Below are 18,318 nucleotides of genomic sequence, written 5' to 3'. Positions count from 1 at the left end.
GTGCTATATGATGATAATTGTCTGCAAAAATATAGTTAATTTGAAAATCCCACAAGTAAATGAAGGGAGAAATGATTCTGTTCATAACTTTTTAGATATTATTTTTGTTAGTAACCCCAAGAGGTTGTACTTTTATCGCTCAAAAATCATTAATCAATTAATATGCAGGATTTCGTTCATTTACATGTCCATACCCAGTACTCCCTTCTGGATGGTCAGGCCAGCGTGAGTGCATTGGTCGATAAAGCCATGAAGAATGGGATGAAGGGCATTGCCGTGACAGATCATGGAAACATGTTCGCTATCAAGGAGTTCACTAATTATGTCAATAAGAAGAACGGAGGCCCGAAGGGTGAAATAAAAGATCAGAAAAAGCGTCTTGCCGCCATAGAGGCCGGTGAAGTGCAATGCGAGGATAAAGAAGCGGAAATAGCTGCCTGCAAAGCAAAGATAGCGGAAGCGGAAGCTAAATTATTCAAACCGATTATCGGTTGTGAAATGTATGTGGCACGCCGCACAATGGATAAAAAGGAGGGGAAAGCCGACCAAAGCGGTTATCACCTGATTGTACTTGCCAAGAATGAAAAAGGTTATCATAACCTGATAAAGCTTGTCTCCAGAGCATGGACGGAGGGGTATTATATGCGTCCGCGTACCGACCGGAACGAGTTGCAGAAATATCATGAGGGCTTGATTATTTGTTCGGCATGTCTGGGAGGCGAAGTTCCGAAAAAGATCACTCAGGGTTTGCTTGATGAGGCGGAAGAAACCATTCAATGGTATAAGAATCTTTTCGGTGACGACTATTACCTGGAATTGCAACGGCATAAGGCAACCACGCCTCGTGCCAATCATGAAGCCTATCCTCTACAGGTGAACGTCAATAAACATCTGGTAGAGTATGCGAAGAAGTACAATATCAAACTGATTTGTACGAATGATGTACATTTTGTCAATGCGGAACATGCCGAGGCGCACGACCGCCTGATCTGTTTGAGTACGGGCAAGGATTTGGATGATCCGAAGCGTATGCTCTATACCAAACAGGAGTGGATGAAGACTCGTGAAGAGATGAACGAACTCTTCGCTGATGTGCCCGAAGCCTTGAGTAATACACTGGAGATTCTCGATAAGGTGGAATATTATTCCATCGATCATGCACCTATCATGCCGACTTTTGCCATTCCCGAGGAATTCGGTACGGAAGAGGGATACCGACAAAAATATACGGAAGAAGATCTTTTTAATGAATTCACCCGCGATGAGAATGGGAATGTAGTATTGAGCGAAGATGATGCGAAAGCGAAGATCAAGCGGTTGGGTGGCTATGATAAGCTATATCGTATTAAGTTGGAGGCGGATTACCTCAAAAAACTGGCTTTCGATGGAGCCAAGGCCTTGTATGGCGATCCTTTGTCCGATGAAGTCCGTGAACGAATAATCTTCGAACTGCACATCATGAAGACAATGGGGTTCCCGGGATACTTCCTCATCGTGCAGGACTTTATCAATGCTGCACGGAAGGAGCTGGGCGTATCTGTGGGTCCCGGACGTGGATCGGCTGCCGGTTCGGCAGTGGCTTACTGTCTCGGAATTACGAAAATCGACCCGATACAGTACGATTTGCTGTTTGAACGTTTCCTCAATCCCGACCGTATCTCCTTACCTGATATCGATGTGGATTTTGATGATGACGGCCGTGGAGAAGTGTTGCGTTGGGTGACGAATAAATATGGTCAGGAGAAGGTTGCCCATATCATCACCTATGGTACGATGGCTACGAAACTTGCCATTAAAGACGTTGCACGCGTTCAGAAGTTACCGCTATCCGAATCGGATCGGTTGGCAAAGCTCGTACCCGATAAAATCCCTGATAAGAAGTTGAACTTGCGGAATGCAATAGATTACGTTCCGGAACTGCAAGCTGCCGAGGCATCTCCCGACCCGTTGACAAGGGATACGCTGAAATATGCGCTTATGTTGGAAGGCAATGTGCGGGGGACGGGTGTGCATGCCTGCGGAACGATCATCTGCCGGGATGATATCACCGACTGGGTACCTGTAAGTACCGCAGATGATAAAGAAACAGGCGAAAAGATGCTGGTGACGCAGTATGAAGGTTCGGTGATCGAGGATACCGGGCTGATAAAGATGGACTTTCTCGGACTGAAAACTTTATCTATCATCAAAGAAGCTGTCGAGAATATACGCTTGAGCAGGGGGCTTGAATTGGATGTTGATAAAATCGACATAAACGATCCGGCTACTTATAAATTATATAGTGACGGACGCACCATCGGTACGTTCCAGTTTGAATCTGCCGGCATGCAAAAATACCTTCGTGAGTTGCAACCTTCTACTTTCGAGGACTTGATTGCCATGAACGCCCTTTACCGACCGGGACCGATGGATTATATCCCCGACTTTATCGACCGTAAACACGGGCGGAAGCCGATCGAATATGATATCCCGGTGATGGAGAAATACCTGAAAGATACCTACGGCATCACGGTGTATCAGGAACAGGTCATGCTCTTGTCACGTCTGTTGGCAGACTTTACACGTGGTGAATCTGACGCTTTGCGTAAAGCCATGGGTAAGAAGCTCCGTGATAAGCTGGATCATATGAAACCGAAGTTTATCGAAGGAGGACGTAAAAACGGTCATGACCCGAAGGTACTGGAGAAGATCTGGACTGACTGGGAGAAGTTTGCTTCTTATGCGTTCAATAAATCACACGCGACTTGTTATTCGTGGGTGGCATATCAGACTGCTTACCTGAAAGCCAATTATCCTTCGGAATACATGGCTGCTGTCATGAGTCGAAGTTTGTCCAACATCACGGATATTACCAAGCTGATGGACGAATGTAAGGCGATGGGCATTCAGGTACTTGGACCGGATGTGAACGAAAGTAATCTGAAGTTCACGGTAAACAAGCACGGCAATATCCGTTTCGGTTTGGGAGCCGTGAAGGGAGTGGGAGAGTCTGCCGTACAGAGCATCATGGAAGAACGACAGAAGAATGGGCCGTTTACCGGCATATTCGACTTTGTACAACGTGTCAACCTGAATGCTTGTAATAAGAAAAATATGGAATGCCTGGCTTTATCGGGCGGTTTTGATAGTTTCCCGGAATTGAAACGAGAGCAATTCTTTGCAGTCAATTCGAAGGGAGAACTCTTCCTTGAAACCCTGATGCGGTATGGTAACCGTTACCAGACGGATAAATCTGCTGCCGTCAATTCCCTGTTTGGCGGTGAAAATGTGATCGATATCGCCACTCCCGAGATTCTTCCTGCCGAACGTTGGGGGGATTTGGAGCGCCTGAATAAAGAAAGGGACTTGGTGGGAATCTACCTTTCAGCGCATCCGCTGGATGAATATTCCATTGTCTTGGATCATGTTTGTAACACACGCATGGCGGAATTGGAAGACAAAGCTGCTTTAGCCGGACGCGAAATAACGATGGGGGGCATTGTGACTAGTGTTCGCCGGGGAATCAGCAAGAACGGCAATCCCTATGGTATTGCAAAGATAGAAGACTATTCGGGTTCGGTGGAGCTGCCGTTTTTCGGAAATGATTGGGTGACTTATCAGGGGTATCTCGGAGAAGGGACTTTCTTATTTATCAAGGCACGCTGCCAGCCCAAACAGTGGCGTCCTGAAGAATTGGACATTAAGATAACCTCTATGGAGTTGTTGCCGGATGTCAAGGAGAAGCTGATCGAGAAAATTACGATACTCATTCCTTTGTCGGTATTGAATTCCGCTTTGGTAGCCGAATTGTCATCACTGACGAAAGAACACCTCGGAAACACGGAATTGTATTTCAAAGTGATGGATAAGGATGAGAAGATGCATGTCGACCTGATATCCCGTCCGGTGAAATTGTCGGTTGGAAAAGATTTGATTACTTATTTAAAAGAGCGTCCCGAACTGGAGTTTCGAATTAATTAAGTATATTTGCAACGTAAACAAAAGAGGTTGTGGCAGAAATGTGAAAGTAAATTTGAGCCTATGCCTCTTGACTATTAATTTCTAATATTAAACTATTTATAATTATGGCTTTTGAATTTAAAGACAGCAACTATCAGGAAATTATTGCCGAAGGAAAACCGGTTGTTGTTGACTTTTGGGCTCCTTGGTGTGGTCCTTGTAAGGTAGTAGGCGGTTTCATCTCCGAGTTGGCAGAAGAGTATGAAGGAAAAGTGCTTATCGGTAAATGCGATATTGACGAAAATGGTGATATGGCTGCCGAGTACGGTATCCGCAACATTCCGACCGTACTGTTCTTCAAGGATGGTAATCTGGTAGACAAACAGGTTGGGTCTGCTGCTAAATCTGTATTTGAAGAGAAAGTGAAGAAATTACTATAAGCTTTCAATAATAATTAAATTAAGAACTATGGGACTGGAAGACGATTTTTTACTCGCTGATGCCGATGACGAAAAGACCATCGAGTTCATCAAAAATTATTTGCCTCAGGAACTGAAGGAAAAGTTCTCCGATGATGAGTTCTACTATTTCCTCGACCTGATCGATGAATACTACTCCGAGAGTGGTATACTGGACGCACAGCCCGATGAAGAAGGATATGTAGATATCGACTTGGATAAAGTAGTTGACTACATTGTGACGGAAAGCAAGAAGGACGAGATGGGAGAGTACGATCCTGAAGAAATCCTGTTTGTTGTGCAAGGAGAAATGGAGTATGGAAATTCTTTGGGGCAAGTAGAATAACCGTTTCCAGACTTTAATAATACAATTGAAAGAGGTGCAAGAATATTTGTGCCTCTTTTTTTATATCCTGTTCTTGCCTTGCTCCTCATTTTATTTGTATATTCGCCGGATAAAATGACAAAACTATGAGACGAATTTTGCTAATTGCCACCGGACTGCTCTGCTTGTCCGCGCAAGCCCAGAAACTGACAGATTATGTGAATCCATTGATTGGAACGAAAGACATGGGACATACTTTTCCCGGTGCTTGTGTTCCGCATGGGAGTGTGCAACTAAGTCCCGATACGGATACGATCCCGCACAATGTGGGCGGGGTGTACCAGAAGGATGCCTATCGTTATTGTGCCGGTTATCAATATGAGGATGAGTCTATCGTTGGTTTCAGCCATACCCACATGAATGGTACGGGGCATTCCGATTTGGGAGATATCCTACTGATGCCTACTGTCGGTGCGATACAGTTGAATCCGGGAGTGAAGGAAGACACCCGTTCAGGCTACCGTTCGGCTTATCGGCATGAGAACGAAGTATCCCGTCCGGGATATTATTCCGCCTTTCTTGATGATTACGGAGTAAAAGCGGAATTGACGGCTACCGAGCGTGTAGGTATTCATAAATACACCTATCCGGCAGGAGAAGGAAATGTGATTATCGACTTGGATCATGGTATCTATAACTATGATGGAAAAGTGCTATGGAGTAATTTACGGGTAGAGAATGACACCTTGTTGACCGGTTGCCGGATAACGAACGGATGGGCGCGTATGAATCAGGTTTATTTCGCCATCTCTTTTTCCCGCCCTATACTTCGATATGGAGGGAAAGACGTAAGCGATAAAAGCGTATATAAAGGATTCTGGCGCAGATTCGATATGGAACATGACTTTCCGGATATGGCAGGCAGAAAACTTAAGACCTATTTTGTATTCGATATGTCCGATGGCACTCCTTTGGAAGTAAAAGTGGCGCTCTCTGCCGTTAGTACCGATGGCGCATTGAAGAATCTCCGCGCGGAAACTGCCGGGAAATCATTCAACGAACTTTGTGCGCTGGCAACTGAAAAATGGGAGAAAGCGCTTTCTGTCATAAAGGCTGAAGGTGATGAAGATATCAAGACCAGTTTCTACACCTCTTTATATCATACGATGATCAATCCTTCCGTTTATATGGACGTTGACGGTGCTTACCGCGGGTTGGATAGAAATGTTCACCAGGCAGACGGATTTACAAACTATACCGTGTTCTCCTTGTGGGATACATTCCGGGCACTTCATCCGCTGTTCAACCTGATGGATGCACGGAAAAGCAAGGATATGCTCGGTTCTTTGATGAAGCATTATGGGCAAAGTGTGCATAAAGCCCTTCCAATATGGTCGCATATGGGAAATGAAAACTGGTGCATGATCGGTTATCATGCCGTGTCGCTTTTGTCGGACGGTATAACGAAAGGGATTGTATTGGATAATGGACAGGCATTGGAAGCTATGTTGAACAGTTCCACTTTATCTTATTATGATGGGATTGCTTCGTATATGAAATTGGGATATGTACCCTTGGAAGAGAACCAGAGTGCCGCTTCCATTACCTTAGAATATGCTTATGATGACTGGACGATCTATCATCTGGCAAAAGCGATGGGGAATAAGGAGGTAGCCGACCGTTATAAGGAGAGAGCGATGAACTATAAGAAGATGTTCAATCCGGCAACCGGTTATGTATCTCCCCGTTACACTGATGGAAGCTGGAAGAAGGACTTCAACCTGTACGATACTCACGGACAAGGATTTATTGAAGGGAACTCCCTGAATTATTCATTCTTCGTGCCTCATGATGTCAAAGGGTTAATCTCTTGTATGGGCGGTGATAAGGAATTTGTGAAACGCCTCGATCGCCTCTTTACGGAAGATCTCCCTGCTGAGGCTTATGAACATACCGAGGATGTAACGGCAGAAGGAATTTTAGGCAGTTATGTTCATGGTAACGAGCCGAGCCATCACGTTCCTTATTTATATATGTGGACTTCCCAACCTTGGAAGACGGCAGAACGCATCCGGGAGGTTTTTGATAAAATGTATAAGAACCGTATCGATGGCTTGTGTGGGAATGATGATTGCGGCCAGATGTCGGCTTGGTACATCTTTTCAGCGATGGGATTCTATCCTGTATGTCCCGGCAGCGATCAGTATGTGTTGGGGGCTCCGGCACTCGATTCAATAGAGATGCAGTTGGAGGATGGGAATACCTTCCGGGTAAAGGCAGAAAATCTATCCGCGGCAAATAAATACGTAAAGTCTATCTATCTCAATGGCAAACCTTATACGAAGGCATATCTGAATCATGCGGATGTTGTGAAAGGTGGTGAGCTGCGCTTTGTAATGAGCGACAAGCCGAATAAACGGAAATATAAAGAAGAAGAAAAGCCTTACTCATTGTCGGCTGAGTCGAATTAGTTTTTTTCTGTCGGATATTTGTTATACCAAGAAAATTTTTCTGTCGGATACAGTACTAAAAGGATACTTACGTACCTATTCTCTGAATCACAGTATATACACTTTTGGTGGAATATAGTCACAAAAGAAATCTCCCGGAAAGTTTCATTCTTTGAAACTCCCGGGAGATTTTTTGTTCACACTTAGTCTTTGCTACATGTTGGCTAAGCCATTATCGCTTGTCCTCCAAATATTCCGGTAATAGTGATTGCAATAGCTATCACAACTTTCAAAATCGTATTCCAAAGCGTTTTTTTCATCTTCATTTTCCATTTTTAATGATTCACTTCTGTAAAATAAAGGCATAATGACCTCCTCATCTCACCTATGTAAATGAAAGTATTTATGCATAAACCCAATATAGATGGCAGTCAGTACTAAAATGCTTCCCAACAGATACCAATAACCTTCCTGTCTGAGATATAGATACCCCACAATAATCACAGCTTGCACTGCCATATAGACCGATGAAACCATTTGATGGGGTATTTTCAATTCGTTCGCCATAATTTGATACAGATGTTTCCGATGTGGCAAACCGATGTTTTCATGAAGCATCAGGCGATGAATGATAGTCAACACGCTATCTACCCCATAAACAACAAGCAGAATCATCCAACTGAAATTTTCTGTCTTAATTATCAATCTGCCTATTAGAAACAAAATGATAAAAGCAATACTTACCGAGCCCACATCGCCCGCAAAGCATTTCGCTTTCTTCCGGAAATTGAAGAAGTTGAATACGAATACTGCACATATTATCGTATAAATCAATCCTTGTTCCACGAACGGTACAATCATTTTATTGATATATGCCAATGCCAATAGAACGACAAGCGAATAGCCACCGGTAATCCCGTTGATGCCATCCATGAAGTTATATGCATTAATGATACCCGTACAGACTATCAGTGCCACAAGGATAGTCCACCAAGGTAAGGCAAACATTCCCCACTGGTAGAACATCAATGCCATGGCCGAGAAATGAAACGCCAAGCGCAAACCTTGAGAAGTGGAACGAATGTCATCCACAAAACTGATAAAGGTAATCAAAGTCAAAGCCAATATAAACCAAGGATATTCGAAACTGTTCGTCAGAAAAAAGACCAAAGCACCAAAATAGAAAATTATCCCGCCTCCGCGCAAAGTAATCCGGGTATGCGAACTACGCTCATTGGGCTTATCGATTATATTGCATTTATCGGCTATACGGAAATAAAAAAGTTCTGCCAGAAATAGCAGAACCAATATGATAAGATAATACATAACCTATTGTTTTTATTATACGTAATCCCGTTATATTTTTCCAGAGTCTAGAAAGCTTCGAATCGTTTTCACCAATCCTTCTTTTGCCGTAAATGGCATTTTTTCAATACCCAATGCCTTTTTTATTTTAGCATTACTCACAACATAATTCTCCGTAAGCTTACGAAGACGCTCTGTATTTAAAGGCAAATGCAGTAACGTACCCAATTCGGCACACCCTTCCATCATTCTACGGTTCATCTTCCAGATATGTGGCTTCTTTCCCATCACTTCACACATCGTCTCGATCAATTCATTGGTAGACATTGCTTCATCATCACCCATATGGTAGATACCACTTGCTACATCCCTGGTCAACAGCCCCTCTAGTACATAGCAAAGATTATCTATCGAAGTAAACGAACGACGATTTTCAAAATCGCCCAAGGGCCATGGAATACCCTTCTTCACTACATTATAAAGTAAGTTCAGATTCCCCTTATTTCCGGGGCCATGAATCATGCAAGGACGAAGAATGTAAACTTGCTTCTCTTTTGAAAGATGCTGTCGTATATACTCTTCCGCCCTGATTTTACTTTCCCCATAAGGGCCAACCGGTGTGGGAATTACATCTTCAGTCAACATATTTCCTGCCACACTGTCAGCAGCAGCTTTCACAGAGCTAAAAAAGATGAACTTCTTGGCTGACGATTCCAAAAAGAAATCGAATATCTTCTGGGTAAGACCAGTGTTGATATCAAAATAAGACTGTGCAGCTGATTGGTTCTTGGTATCATGAGCCTTGCCTGCTAAGTGGATGATAGCATCGAATGGAGGTAGTGATTGTAAAGGGTAAGAAGTAGTTTCGATATCTTTCCATGAAAAGGTTTTAACTACTCCATTTTTTGGAGGAGCAATGATATCCAATCCATAAAGCACATGCTGCTTGAGGGACATGGCAAAATTGGTGCCCACGAAGCCGTGGATACCTGTGATAAGTATGTTCATTTATTTATTATCTATAGATTAAACTTTCCCAAAATCAATGATATGATTATGTTGAGATTGAGAGTTTATGTCTTCTTTATTTGAAATAGGAGAAACCAGACATAGGTAATGACGAATTTTGGATAAGTTTGGAGTAATCGCTTAAGCATCCCTCTTTGTGTAAATAAACGGTACATCCAACGTAGCCCTAATTTATTAGACCATTCCGGAAATGACATTATATTTTCTTGTATTTGGTGTATAAAACCACCACAAGTATACACAGATCCAATATAACCACTATTTTTAAGCAATACTGCCATCTCATCTTGCATGGGAGCCCCCATACCAATAATAACCACTTTAGCGCCACTCATTTTAATCTCCTCAATAATTTGCTGTTTAGAGTCATTAATGTAACCATGATGAAAACCTGCAATTTTGATTCCTTCAAAATTTTGCTTTATAGTTTGTACTGACTTATCCACCTCACCTGGTTTTGCTCCTAACACATACATACTTTCATTGTGGGATATCATATCTCGAAAAACAGGACCAGCCATTGCAGACAAGTCAAAAGATAATCTAATGGATTTCTGATGACCGCAATATTTATTTAACTTAATTGGTCCCATCCCATCTGAAGGAATGTAGTCAAAGTTTTCATACAATGAATAGTCTATAGGGGTTAGCTTTACCAGATAATACGGGTTCAGACATGTTACTAATTTACATCTATCATATACAGGTAAAATATCATTAAGAGTATTGGGGAGTTTATCATAAAAAATTTGGTAAATTTGTTTGATCATATCTATGGATTTATTATCACTATTGTTGCTTTATTCTATAAAAGAAAAAATTAGAATGTGATTTATCAGCTATACTAAGATATTTCTTAAAAACGAAATTTGTTTTTCTTGAAGATCATAAAGTTGTTGAGGATCCAATGATACAGGCTTGCTTTTTAAAGCCTCCAAATCTATACCTACATTTTCAAAAAGGGCAATTCTTGGACTATCAGAATAGATTCTAGCTTTATTACCAAAGGAAAGAGTAGGTATACATGCATGAACCCTGTCAGAATATGTTTCTTTTACATTGTTGTATAAAAACAAATAGTCTAACGGATAATCAGAACAAATAATATTTCTTTTGGCTAATTTACTAATTTGAGAGTATGGATATGGCTTATGATCGGTATATATTATATTATTGCCTAGATTATCAGCTAATTGCTTCTTTATATTTTTATTCTTTGGAAGATCAAAATTAAGTATTACATAAGGATCTAATGTCGTTTCTGTTTTTGGTACCCCAATGCGGTTTACAAAAAATACATTATCTATACCATTGAATACTTTATCTGCATATGTGTGATAGTGATTGTATGCTACACTATCTCTAAAAGATATTGCATATGGCTTTAATTTATTGAGCCACTCTCGTGTACAATCTTGTTCTTCCGTTGTATAATAATTACCACTTGCGCCCCAAAAAATCAGCTTGCATCCTTGCTTTTTCTTTTCTTCCAAAAATTTACCAAAAATCACAAAGAATGGGACTGTTAAAACACATCCGGGGATTACGAGATAATCTATCTTTGCAATTTTTGCAGGACTAAGTACATCTAATGTACTAACAGCTTTATAAGTCTTATCATGGAGTTGATTGACAAATTTTTGCATTATTCTTATCCAAAACCAATATACAATAGGATTTTCTTTTATTGCGAACATTCTGCCCAATGAGGCTGCAAAATTAGCGCATTGACTAACTTTAATTATTTCGGCTCCTTTGGGCAAAGCAGCCTTTATCTGAACCTCTGTTCCTAAATCTATAAATGCATTACCTATATTGTTAAAAAATACAGATGTAAACAAACCTACTTTCATGCTAAAATCAGATTGTTATTATATTATTGATAATAGTATACCATTGTGTCTTTATAGAGTCTATTGAGAATACAAGACTTTTTTCTACTGCCATGTTTGCCAGCAATTCTCTTTGTTTATTATCATTACACAGTGATATAACACTATTGTCAAATTCCTCCTCATTAAAAGGATAACCTGTTATTATACCATTCTTCCCTGCATCAATAATGTCATAAATAGCTTCATAAGAGCCATAAACAACAGGAACTACACCATAACTCATTGCCTCAATCACTACCAGTCCAAATCCCTCCAAATCAGAAGTTAACAATAAGATAGAGGCTTTTTTATAAAATTCAATGGGGGGATCTACAGCAAAAGGTTTAAATTCTATTCTAGGTAAATTTTTAGCCTTTTCTTCTAATGCTTGCCTATATGGTCCATCTCCTATTAAAACCATATTCCATTCTGGTAATCTATTATGACATCTAATCCAAAAATCAACAACTCTGTCAACTCTTTTATTAGCATAATCCATTCGTCCAACGTATAGTAAGGTTTTGGTCTTTTCTGTAGAATAGTTATTATAGTCAGTTTTAACCGTTATAGGATTTCCTATCGCATACAGTATTTTATTGTTGTGTTTTCCAATAAATGTTTCTAGGACAGGAATAAATGATGGTGATAAAAGAATATATGCATCATTTACTCTCAAATTATATCTAAGCCCATATTTTATTACACATCGTTTGAAAAATAAAACCAGACGATGCTTTAATTTATCAAATACAGTCTTAGACATGAATATTTTCTCTTTAGTTGTCAATAGTGTTTTTGTAACAGTAGGGGAGCCATGGAGTTCAGAAATTAGAGGTATATTGGGAACTGCAATTTTCAAAAATAAAGATGTATAAAAAGGAAGCCCCCATTGATTAATAATAACATCTATATTATTAACCTTGCAATAACATTTCATCCTTCTCATATTGTGTAAAGATAAGACACTTCTATTAAGATGTAATAAAAAGACACGCTTGTCCAATTGCTCTAAAAGCCCTTCTTTTCCTCTCTCAAAAGATGCTATTGTAACTCTATGTCCATCTTTTATAAACTCATTCGCCAGCACAGTAGTCACCACCTCAACACCTCCATAACTGGGGTATATTCTATATAAAAAAAGTATATTCATATTTAGACTAATGATATTATCGTGAATATAAATGAGGGAAAATTTAAAATTCAAAAATTAAATTACCTGTTTCAAATAGCACAACCTAAACTTCATATTATTTTATAATAGGAGTAGCTAAACCTTTTATCCTTCCTCTCAAAATGCTCAAAGATCTTTTCGCCATATAAAAATCTGCTTTTAACAGAAACAGCAGAATACCCAAAGACGGTCGAAATAAAAGACTAAAAATATATAGCATATTCAAATGATTCTTCTTGGCAATATATCCAGTTCCTATAGCATATAAATATGTCTTTTGTAAGTATTTATCGGTTCTTGACAATGCGTGTATCGGATGATGAACTATTAATAGAGGAGTGAATAGAACCTTATGATTCTTTCCCATGTATCTTATCAAATAATCACTTTCTTCTCCTGACCCTATTCCATATTTAGAGCCTACTCCTATATTTTCATCAAACGTCAAAGATTTATCATACTTTAAAAACATACATATTGATGATGCTCCACAGAGGTTATTCCTTGATAATTCTTTAGAGCTAACAGGATACTTATTGTATTTAATACCATTCTCATTTGTAACCACACCTGTAACCCCATCGTATATATTATCCATAAATACGTCTATGACTTTTTTCAAAAGATTTTTTGGATACCAACAATCATCATCGGGAAAGGATACTATATCCCCTGTTATTTTAGGAATGGCCAAATTACGTGCATGACTTAACGAACATTTATCGGTCTTTATATATACAAAATGCAGTCTTTTTTCAATATCCACAAACAAATCTCTATTATCTGCTTGATCAACGAATATGTATTCTATATCAAAACTTGCATCATGTAATTGTAAATGTAGTGTAGAGATAAAGCGTATTAATTCATTACGTCTATTTCCAGCTGTCTGTATCAGTGTTATTCTCATACTTTCTATTTAAATATTTCACATACATATGGCACTACATCTTTAAAATTATCATCCATAATTCTATTTACAAATAAAACAAGGCAGTAAAAAATGGTAATTGTTTGATACATTACTGAATTTTTGCTGTTTTTCCACTCTTGCCATATAAAAGGTAGAGCCAAAATAATATATATCTTTAGATTATCAGACACTCTAATAAACAGCCATGACAGCGGGCTTAGTAGGACAAGGATTAAAGTGCCTATAGCGTAGATTTGAAGCCATGGATTTCTTTTATGCGTTGTATATAAAAGAAAAATAGCAAATAGAGCATGAAGCGTATTAGAGAAATAAGAAAAACTTTCTTGAACAGTAACGGTTTCCAAATATGAACTATATTTATCACTACCCATAAAAGAAATATCTAACATAGAAATAGCCCTGACTAATAAACTACTTAAAAAGATCGAAGCTAATAAACTAACAATTAATGTTAAAACTAACTTGTTGTTAGATAGAAATTTAGAATGAGTATATTTTAAGATAAATGGGACAATTATTGAAACAACAAGAGACTTATGAAAGAAAAAAGCGATAATTAAAATCCATAATGACGAAATAATGGCATTTCTTAGGCTAAGCTTATGTTTTAAAAATATTGTAATGACCAATAGAGACAATGATATTGCAAATGCTTGTCTAATACCATTAAATGAAAAAAAATAGAATGACAACGAATAGTAAATAAACAATGTTAAGATTGGTTTTGTCGATAAGTTTAGAATACAATAATAAAGGCTTGCAAATGATAACAAAAACAACACTCTTACAATCGTCATCGAATCATCAAATATATGCTTAATGGCTTTAATAAGAAAAATAAAACCGAATTCAATATCACTATACATTAATTGCAAACTGTCAATATGGAAGAAATCTGCAGCTATACCATCAAATAAATTACAATATGATTTTACATCTGTGCCAACACTGTCCGTCCTGAGAAAACCTATCAAAAATAAAGTAAATGAAAGTATTGCAAATGATTTTTTTTTATTATTGCTAATATTAGATAGAAGAAACAACAATAAAATAAAGTAAATTATCATAGCTAAACGTATGTATGTAAATTTCTAAAAGCAAACATAGCCAATGAAGTGGATGATGAAGTTTTCCACTTGTCATTAACCTATTGCATATTAAATCTTATATAACCTCCATTATTCCTATATAACTTCAATATTACAAATGAAAGCAAAATTAAACAGCATATAGATCTATATGTAAAAGAAAGGGAAAAATAGTTACATAAAAATGATAATAAAGAACATATAACTATAGAAACTAATAGGCTTATAGGACATTTGAAATGTAAATATTTACTGGTTTTATTCCACATGAAAACAAATGAAATAATACGAGAAATGCAGAGAGATACGGGAGCTGCTAGTACCCCAATATATTTTATTAGCAGTAACATGGAACATATATTAAACATGCTTCCAAATAGATACCCTAACCCTATGTAATAAGTGTTCCTAGCTATAACAATGCCAGAGGTTGCAAATGGAAAAATCATGTAAAATGACATTGCAATACACAAAATCGGTAAATATAACGAGGCATTAACATAGCTATCATTACTTAATAAAATGATAAACTCTTTAGCTAAAAAAGAAAAAACGATTGATATACCAAGTAACATTGTAGTTATAGTAGAAAATAGCCGAGTAACCTCTAATGAAAAAGTGTCCTTATTATAATTCTCATATAAGTATGGTGACCACACATTTTGAAAAGCTGCACTTATTAGAGTAAAAACGGAAGCAATTTGTAAAGATAAGGAATAAACACCCAATTCCTTTAAATCAATAAAACGTCCAACTATTATTTGTCCTAAAGAGCTATCTATCCATCCTGCTAATATTGCTGGTAGTGTTGGAATGGCAAATAGTAGTGCCCTCTTTAAATATTTCCGTTCAAAGCAAAAATCAATGTAGCTCCTATTTAAAAAAGAAAAATATATAATAGATACAATCTCACCCATTAGTACACCCAAAAATATACTTGGAATTCCTAGCTCAAGATATACAACACCTATTAATGAAATACTAATTTGTACCAATAGTTGAACAAAACTACCAATAGAATATTGAATAGGCTTTTTTTTGAACCTTGTTAATATGGAAAAATATGACATTAAACTTCCTGCCGGGATAGATAAAGCCATTAATATAAATGAACTTTTGAATTCAGCTATTCCCAAGACTTTTTCAATAAAAAAGTTAGTCGATAATAGAACCAATAGTAATGTAAAATTTGAAAAGCCTAAAATCGAGAAAAAACCTGTCGAAATCAATTTTGTCCTATCATCTTCTGTTTCGTAATAATCACGTATAATTCCCGAATGAATGTTTAAATTTGAAAATAAATCTATAATACCCTTACATGAAACTATAAGAGCCATTGCCCCATATTCCTCTTTTGTAAGGACACCTGTATAGACTGGGATGAGTAAAATCGCAGCAAGTTTCCCCATGATAGAAGCAACCCCATATATAAAAAAGTCTTTAAAAAAACGAAACATTAAGATTCAAATTGTTTGTTTCAATAGATTCGAATATGCGGAAGCCCATGGCTTAATACACTCGTTCCATGAATATTTTCCACCACCAATTTTAATATTTGCTTTACACACATCAACATAAGATTTATAAGACCACATGATATCATAAAATTTCTCAATTCCAGAATCTAAACTACCAACTTCCCAATAAATAAAGCCATCTTCTTTCAGAATATGGTAATTAGAAAACCAATTACCACAAATAAGGATTGCTCCACTACTTAATATCTCTTTAATTGAACTTGACAAGCCGTCAAATTCGGATAATTGAAAAGCCAAATCTGTAGCGTATCTTAAAATTGCAACGTCTTTATCAGTTTGATACTCTGATTTTATCATTGTATAACCACAACCTGTTTTTTTCAAGGTCTCTTCAACTTCAACTATATATTGTTCGGTTGCTCCTCTTGTCATAGATACTACAAAATGCAGTCTTTTTTGAAATGCTGCAAATTGCTTGTTAGATAGAATTTTATTTAAAATTTCTACATGTCTGTGGATTGATTTCCCACTATATCCGAGCATTACTGCAATTTTGTTTGGATGTATATTTAGTGTTTTCTTTGCTTCTATTTTTGAAATAGACATATTCTGCATTTCTTCAATAATTGAAGAACCATACATTCCATAAAAAAAATTGCCACTAAAACCTGTTTCATTTTCCACAAACTTTTTACTTTCACCGAGGCCAATATAAAACGAGAATGTAGACAAAAGTTTTTTTAATTTATAACGATAAATACTTTTTGATTGCAACAATCGAAGTTTTTCTAGCTCTCCTCCCCACATGCTGCCGCCAACATTAGACGAATATTTCTTATATTTTTTGGGGAAAATGGTCCATGCCGGTAGTAACCAGTGAAAATGAATAATATCATATTCTTTATTTTGAGATTTCAAAAATCTTTCAAACTTATATCTCTGAATATAAGGTTGTAACCTGCTGCCAAAAAAGCGGAGTTTTCCTAAAGCACTACTTCTATATTCATCAAAGTAAACTCTATCATATGGATATTCCTTTTGAATATGCCTATTATGAAATGGTGAATAAACAGTCACGTTAACATTACAATTAGCTTTTAATGCTTGAACAAACTTTATTATAAAAATTGAGCTGGCATCAGCAACTAACAAAATTCTATACATATTCTAGCCATTAAACACATTTATCATCTTTAAATATTCAGGCCATTCTCCCATATCTTTCCACTGACCATCACTAACCGGAAAACATCCGACACGTCCTCCCCTAATATTAACTTTCTCAATTAAATGAGTGATGTGAAAGAATTCCCCTTGAGGAATTTCTCTTATTAAATCTGCGTTGAGGAGATATACGCCTGTATTTATCATATATGAGATTTCGGGTTTTTCAGTGATTTCTTTCATAATTCCATTTTGACCAGTTTCAATAACTCCGTAAGGAATATTATAGCTTTTAATTGCCGTAACGATAGTTATGTCATTATGGTTTTCTTTGTGGTAATTATATACATCACGAAAGTCTTGATCGATACGAATATCACAGTTACTTACAAAAAATGGAGTTGAGATTTTATCTTTTAGCAAAGAGACACTTCCAATTGTACCTAGAGGTTTATCTTCCATAAAAAACTCAATGTCATAGTTCTTGTCTAATTGGCGAAGATAATATTCTATCATATCGTATTTATAATTTACTGACATATAGAATTTCTTACAACCAATAATCTCAAACTGATCCATTATTTCTTCGAGTATCGTTCTATCACCCACAGGAATGAGAGGTTTAGGAATAATATTTGTAAGTGGCTTAAGACGGGTACCTTTACCTCCAGCCATTATCACAACAGGTAAATCTATCTTTTCACGTTCCGGAACATTTTTAACTGCAAAAAAATCTTTCCAAAAATAAACGTCTACTAATTTGCCATTATCATCTAAAACTGGCATACTTTCAGCGCGCATAGATTGCATTTTCTTTTTGATAAGGTTAATGGGTTGACCTAATTGAGCATATACTTTTTCCTTGTCAAGAATACATGCAATTGGAGTATCAAGTGGAATATTCCTTATTATTGCTCGCTGAATATCACCAATAGATATTAGTCCAACGAACTGTTCACCTTCAAATGCATAGAATAAACGAACGTTACGTTCATCCATCTGCTTCATGGTCTGAAGGATGGTTTTATCTGCTTCAATTTTAATTGAAGCTATTTTTTTATTCAGCATATCATTCTTTATTGTATCTGAGACCAATTACTCAA

15 protein-coding genes are annotated in these 18,318 nt (G+C 37.4%); 4 read left to right on the top strand and 11 right to left on the bottom strand.

Annotation, left to right across the window (positions count from 1 at the left end):
• Positions 1-162: 162 nt before the first annotated feature.
• From dnaE to H8744_RS02390, 4 genes are all read left to right on the top strand, one after another.
• A complete protein-coding gene (dnaE, locus tag H8744_RS02405; RefSeq protein WP_262433323.1) occupies positions 163-3,960 on the top strand; it encodes a DNA polymerase III subunit alpha in 3,798 nt (1,265 codons plus the stop codon).
• A 104-nt stretch (positions 3,961-4,064) separates the two neighbouring features.
• A complete protein-coding gene (trxA, locus tag H8744_RS02400) occupies positions 4,065-4,379 on the top strand; it encodes a thioredoxin (RefSeq protein WP_262433322.1) in 315 nt (104 codons plus the stop codon).
• Positions 4,380-4,407: 28 nt separating this feature from the next.
• Entirely contained in the window at positions 4,408-4,743 is a 336-nt protein-coding gene (locus tag H8744_RS02395; protein WP_262433321.1) for a hypothetical protein, read from the top strand.
• A 125-nt stretch (positions 4,744-4,868) separates the two neighbouring features.
• Positions 4,869-7,193, top strand: a complete 2,325-nt coding sequence (locus H8744_RS02390; protein WP_262433320.1) for a GH92 family glycosyl hydrolase — start codon at positions 4,869-4,871, stop codon at positions 7,191-7,193.
• A 203-nt stretch (positions 7,194-7,396) separates the two neighbouring features.
• Here H8744_RS02390 and H8744_RS02385 read toward each other — a convergent pair whose 3' ends face one another.
• The 11 genes from H8744_RS02385 to H8744_RS02335 all read right to left on the bottom strand — a co-directional run bounded on the left by H8744_RS02385 (position 7,397) and on the right by H8744_RS02335 (position 18,283).
• A complete protein-coding gene (locus tag H8744_RS02385; protein WP_262436253.1) occupies positions 7,397-7,492 on the bottom strand; it encodes a smalltalk protein in 96 nt (31 codons plus the stop codon).
• Between the two features lie 61 nt (positions 7,493-7,553).
• A complete protein-coding gene (locus tag H8744_RS02380) occupies positions 7,554-8,498 on the bottom strand; it encodes an MraY family glycosyltransferase (RefSeq protein ID WP_262433319.1) in 945 nt (314 codons plus the stop codon).
• 30 nt (positions 8,499-8,528) lie between these two features.
• Positions 8,529-9,485: an NAD-dependent epimerase/dehydratase family protein gene (locus tag H8744_RS02375; RefSeq protein ID WP_262433318.1), complete on the bottom strand. Its 957-nt coding sequence runs from the start codon at positions 9,483-9,485 to the stop codon at positions 8,529-8,531.
• A 65-nt stretch (positions 9,486-9,550) separates the two neighbouring features.
• On the bottom strand, positions 9,551-10,276 hold the full coding sequence (locus tag H8744_RS02370; RefSeq protein ID WP_262433317.1) for a WecB/TagA/CpsF family glycosyltransferase: 726 nt from the start codon (positions 10,274-10,276) through the stop codon (positions 9,551-9,553).
• Between the two features lie 69 nt (positions 10,277-10,345).
• On the bottom strand, positions 10,346-11,359 hold the full coding sequence (locus H8744_RS02365; RefSeq protein ID WP_262433316.1) for a polysaccharide pyruvyl transferase family protein: 1,014 nt from the start codon (positions 11,357-11,359) through the stop codon (positions 10,346-10,348).
• Between the two features lie 7 nt (positions 11,360-11,366).
• Positions 11,367-12,530 (bottom strand): glycosyltransferase, encoded by a 1,164-nt coding sequence (locus H8744_RS02360; RefSeq protein ID WP_262433315.1) that lies wholly within the window; start codon positions 12,528-12,530, stop codon positions 11,367-11,369.
• A gap of 97 nt (positions 12,531-12,627) precedes the next feature.
• Positions 12,628-13,461, bottom strand: coding sequence for a glycosyltransferase family 2 protein (locus H8744_RS02355; RefSeq protein ID WP_262433314.1), 834 nt, complete (start codon positions 13,459-13,461; stop codon positions 12,628-12,630).
• A gap of 5 nt (positions 13,462-13,466) precedes the next feature.
• Positions 13,467-14,552 (bottom strand): EpsG family protein, encoded by a 1,086-nt coding sequence (locus H8744_RS02350; protein ID WP_262433313.1) that lies wholly within the window; start codon positions 14,550-14,552, stop codon positions 13,467-13,469.
• Positions 14,553-14,632: 80 nt separating this feature from the next.
• The gene (locus H8744_RS02345) at positions 14,633-16,030 is read right to left on the bottom strand and encodes a lipopolysaccharide biosynthesis protein (RefSeq protein ID WP_262433312.1); all 1,398 of its coding nucleotides are present in this window, start codon (positions 16,028-16,030) and stop codon (positions 14,633-14,635) included.
• 6 nt (positions 16,031-16,036) lie between these two features.
• Positions 16,037-17,215 (bottom strand): glycosyltransferase, encoded by a 1,179-nt coding sequence (locus H8744_RS02340; RefSeq protein WP_262433311.1) that lies wholly within the window; start codon positions 17,213-17,215, stop codon positions 16,037-16,039.
• 3 nt (positions 17,216-17,218) lie between these two features.
• Positions 17,219-18,283, bottom strand: a complete 1,065-nt coding sequence (locus H8744_RS02335; RefSeq protein ID WP_262433310.1) for a nucleotidyltransferase family protein — start codon at positions 18,281-18,283, stop codon at positions 17,219-17,221.
• Positions 18,284-18,318 lie beyond the last annotated feature (35 nt).

It is taken from the genome of Jilunia laotingensis (assembly GCF_014385165.1).
GTDB classification, from domain to species: domain Bacteria; phylum Bacteroidota; class Bacteroidia; order Bacteroidales; family Bacteroidaceae; genus Bacteroides; species Bacteroides laotingensis.
Note: the sequence above shows the minus strand (reverse complement) of the source record. Positions and strands in the feature narration are given on the sequence as shown.

What these genes read in the sequence shown, in the direction of transcription:
- dnaE (WP_262433323.1), top strand. Translation starts at nt 163, where the DNA reads ATGCAGGATTTCGTTCATTTACATGTCCATACCCAGTACTCCCTTCTG.
- trxA (WP_262433322.1), top strand. Translation starts at nt 4,065, where the DNA reads ATGGCTTTTGAATTTAAAGACAGCAACTATCAGGAAATTATTGCCGAA.
- H8744_RS02395 (WP_262433321.1), top strand. Translation starts at nt 4,408, where the DNA reads ATGGGACTGGAAGACGATTTTTTACTCGCTGATGCCGATGACGAAAAG.
- H8744_RS02390 (WP_262433320.1), top strand. Translation starts at nt 4,869, where the DNA reads ATGAGACGAATTTTGCTAATTGCCACCGGACTGCTCTGCTTGTCCGCG.
- H8744_RS02385 (WP_262436253.1), bottom strand. Translation starts at nt 7,492, where the DNA reads ATGAAAAAAACGCTTTGGAATACGATTTTGAAAGTTGTGATAGCTATT.
- H8744_RS02380 (WP_262433319.1), bottom strand. Translation starts at nt 8,498, where the DNA reads ATGTATTATCTTATCATATTGGTTCTGCTATTTCTGGCAGAACTTTTT.
- H8744_RS02375 (WP_262433318.1), bottom strand. Translation starts at nt 9,485, where the DNA reads ATGAACATACTTATCACAGGTATCCACGGCTTCGTGGGCACCAATTTT.
- H8744_RS02370 (WP_262433317.1), bottom strand. Translation starts at nt 10,276, where the DNA reads ATGATCAAACAAATTTACCAAATTTTTTATGATAAACTCCCCAATACT.
- H8744_RS02365 (WP_262433316.1), bottom strand. Translation starts at nt 11,359, where the DNA reads ATGAAAGTAGGTTTGTTTACATCTGTATTTTTTAACAATATAGGTAAT.
- H8744_RS02360 (WP_262433315.1), bottom strand. Translation starts at nt 12,530, where the DNA reads ATGAATATACTTTTTTTATATAGAATATACCCCAGTTATGGAGGTGTT.
- H8744_RS02355 (WP_262433314.1), bottom strand. Translation starts at nt 13,461, where the DNA reads ATGAGAATAACACTGATACAGACAGCTGGAAATAGACGTAATGAATTA.
- H8744_RS02350 (WP_262433313.1), bottom strand. Translation starts at nt 14,552, where the DNA reads ATGATAATTTACTTTATTTTATTGTTGTTTCTTCTATCTAATATTAGC.
- H8744_RS02345 (WP_262433312.1), bottom strand. Translation starts at nt 16,030, where the DNA reads ATGTTTCGTTTTTTTAAAGACTTTTTTATATATGGGGTTGCTTCTATC.
- H8744_RS02340 (WP_262433311.1), bottom strand. Translation starts at nt 17,215, where the DNA reads ATGTATAGAATTTTGTTAGTTGCTGATGCCAGCTCAATTTTTATAATA.
- H8744_RS02335 (WP_262433310.1), bottom strand. Translation starts at nt 18,283, where the DNA reads ATGCTGAATAAAAAAATAGCTTCAATTAAAATTGAAGCAGATAAAACC.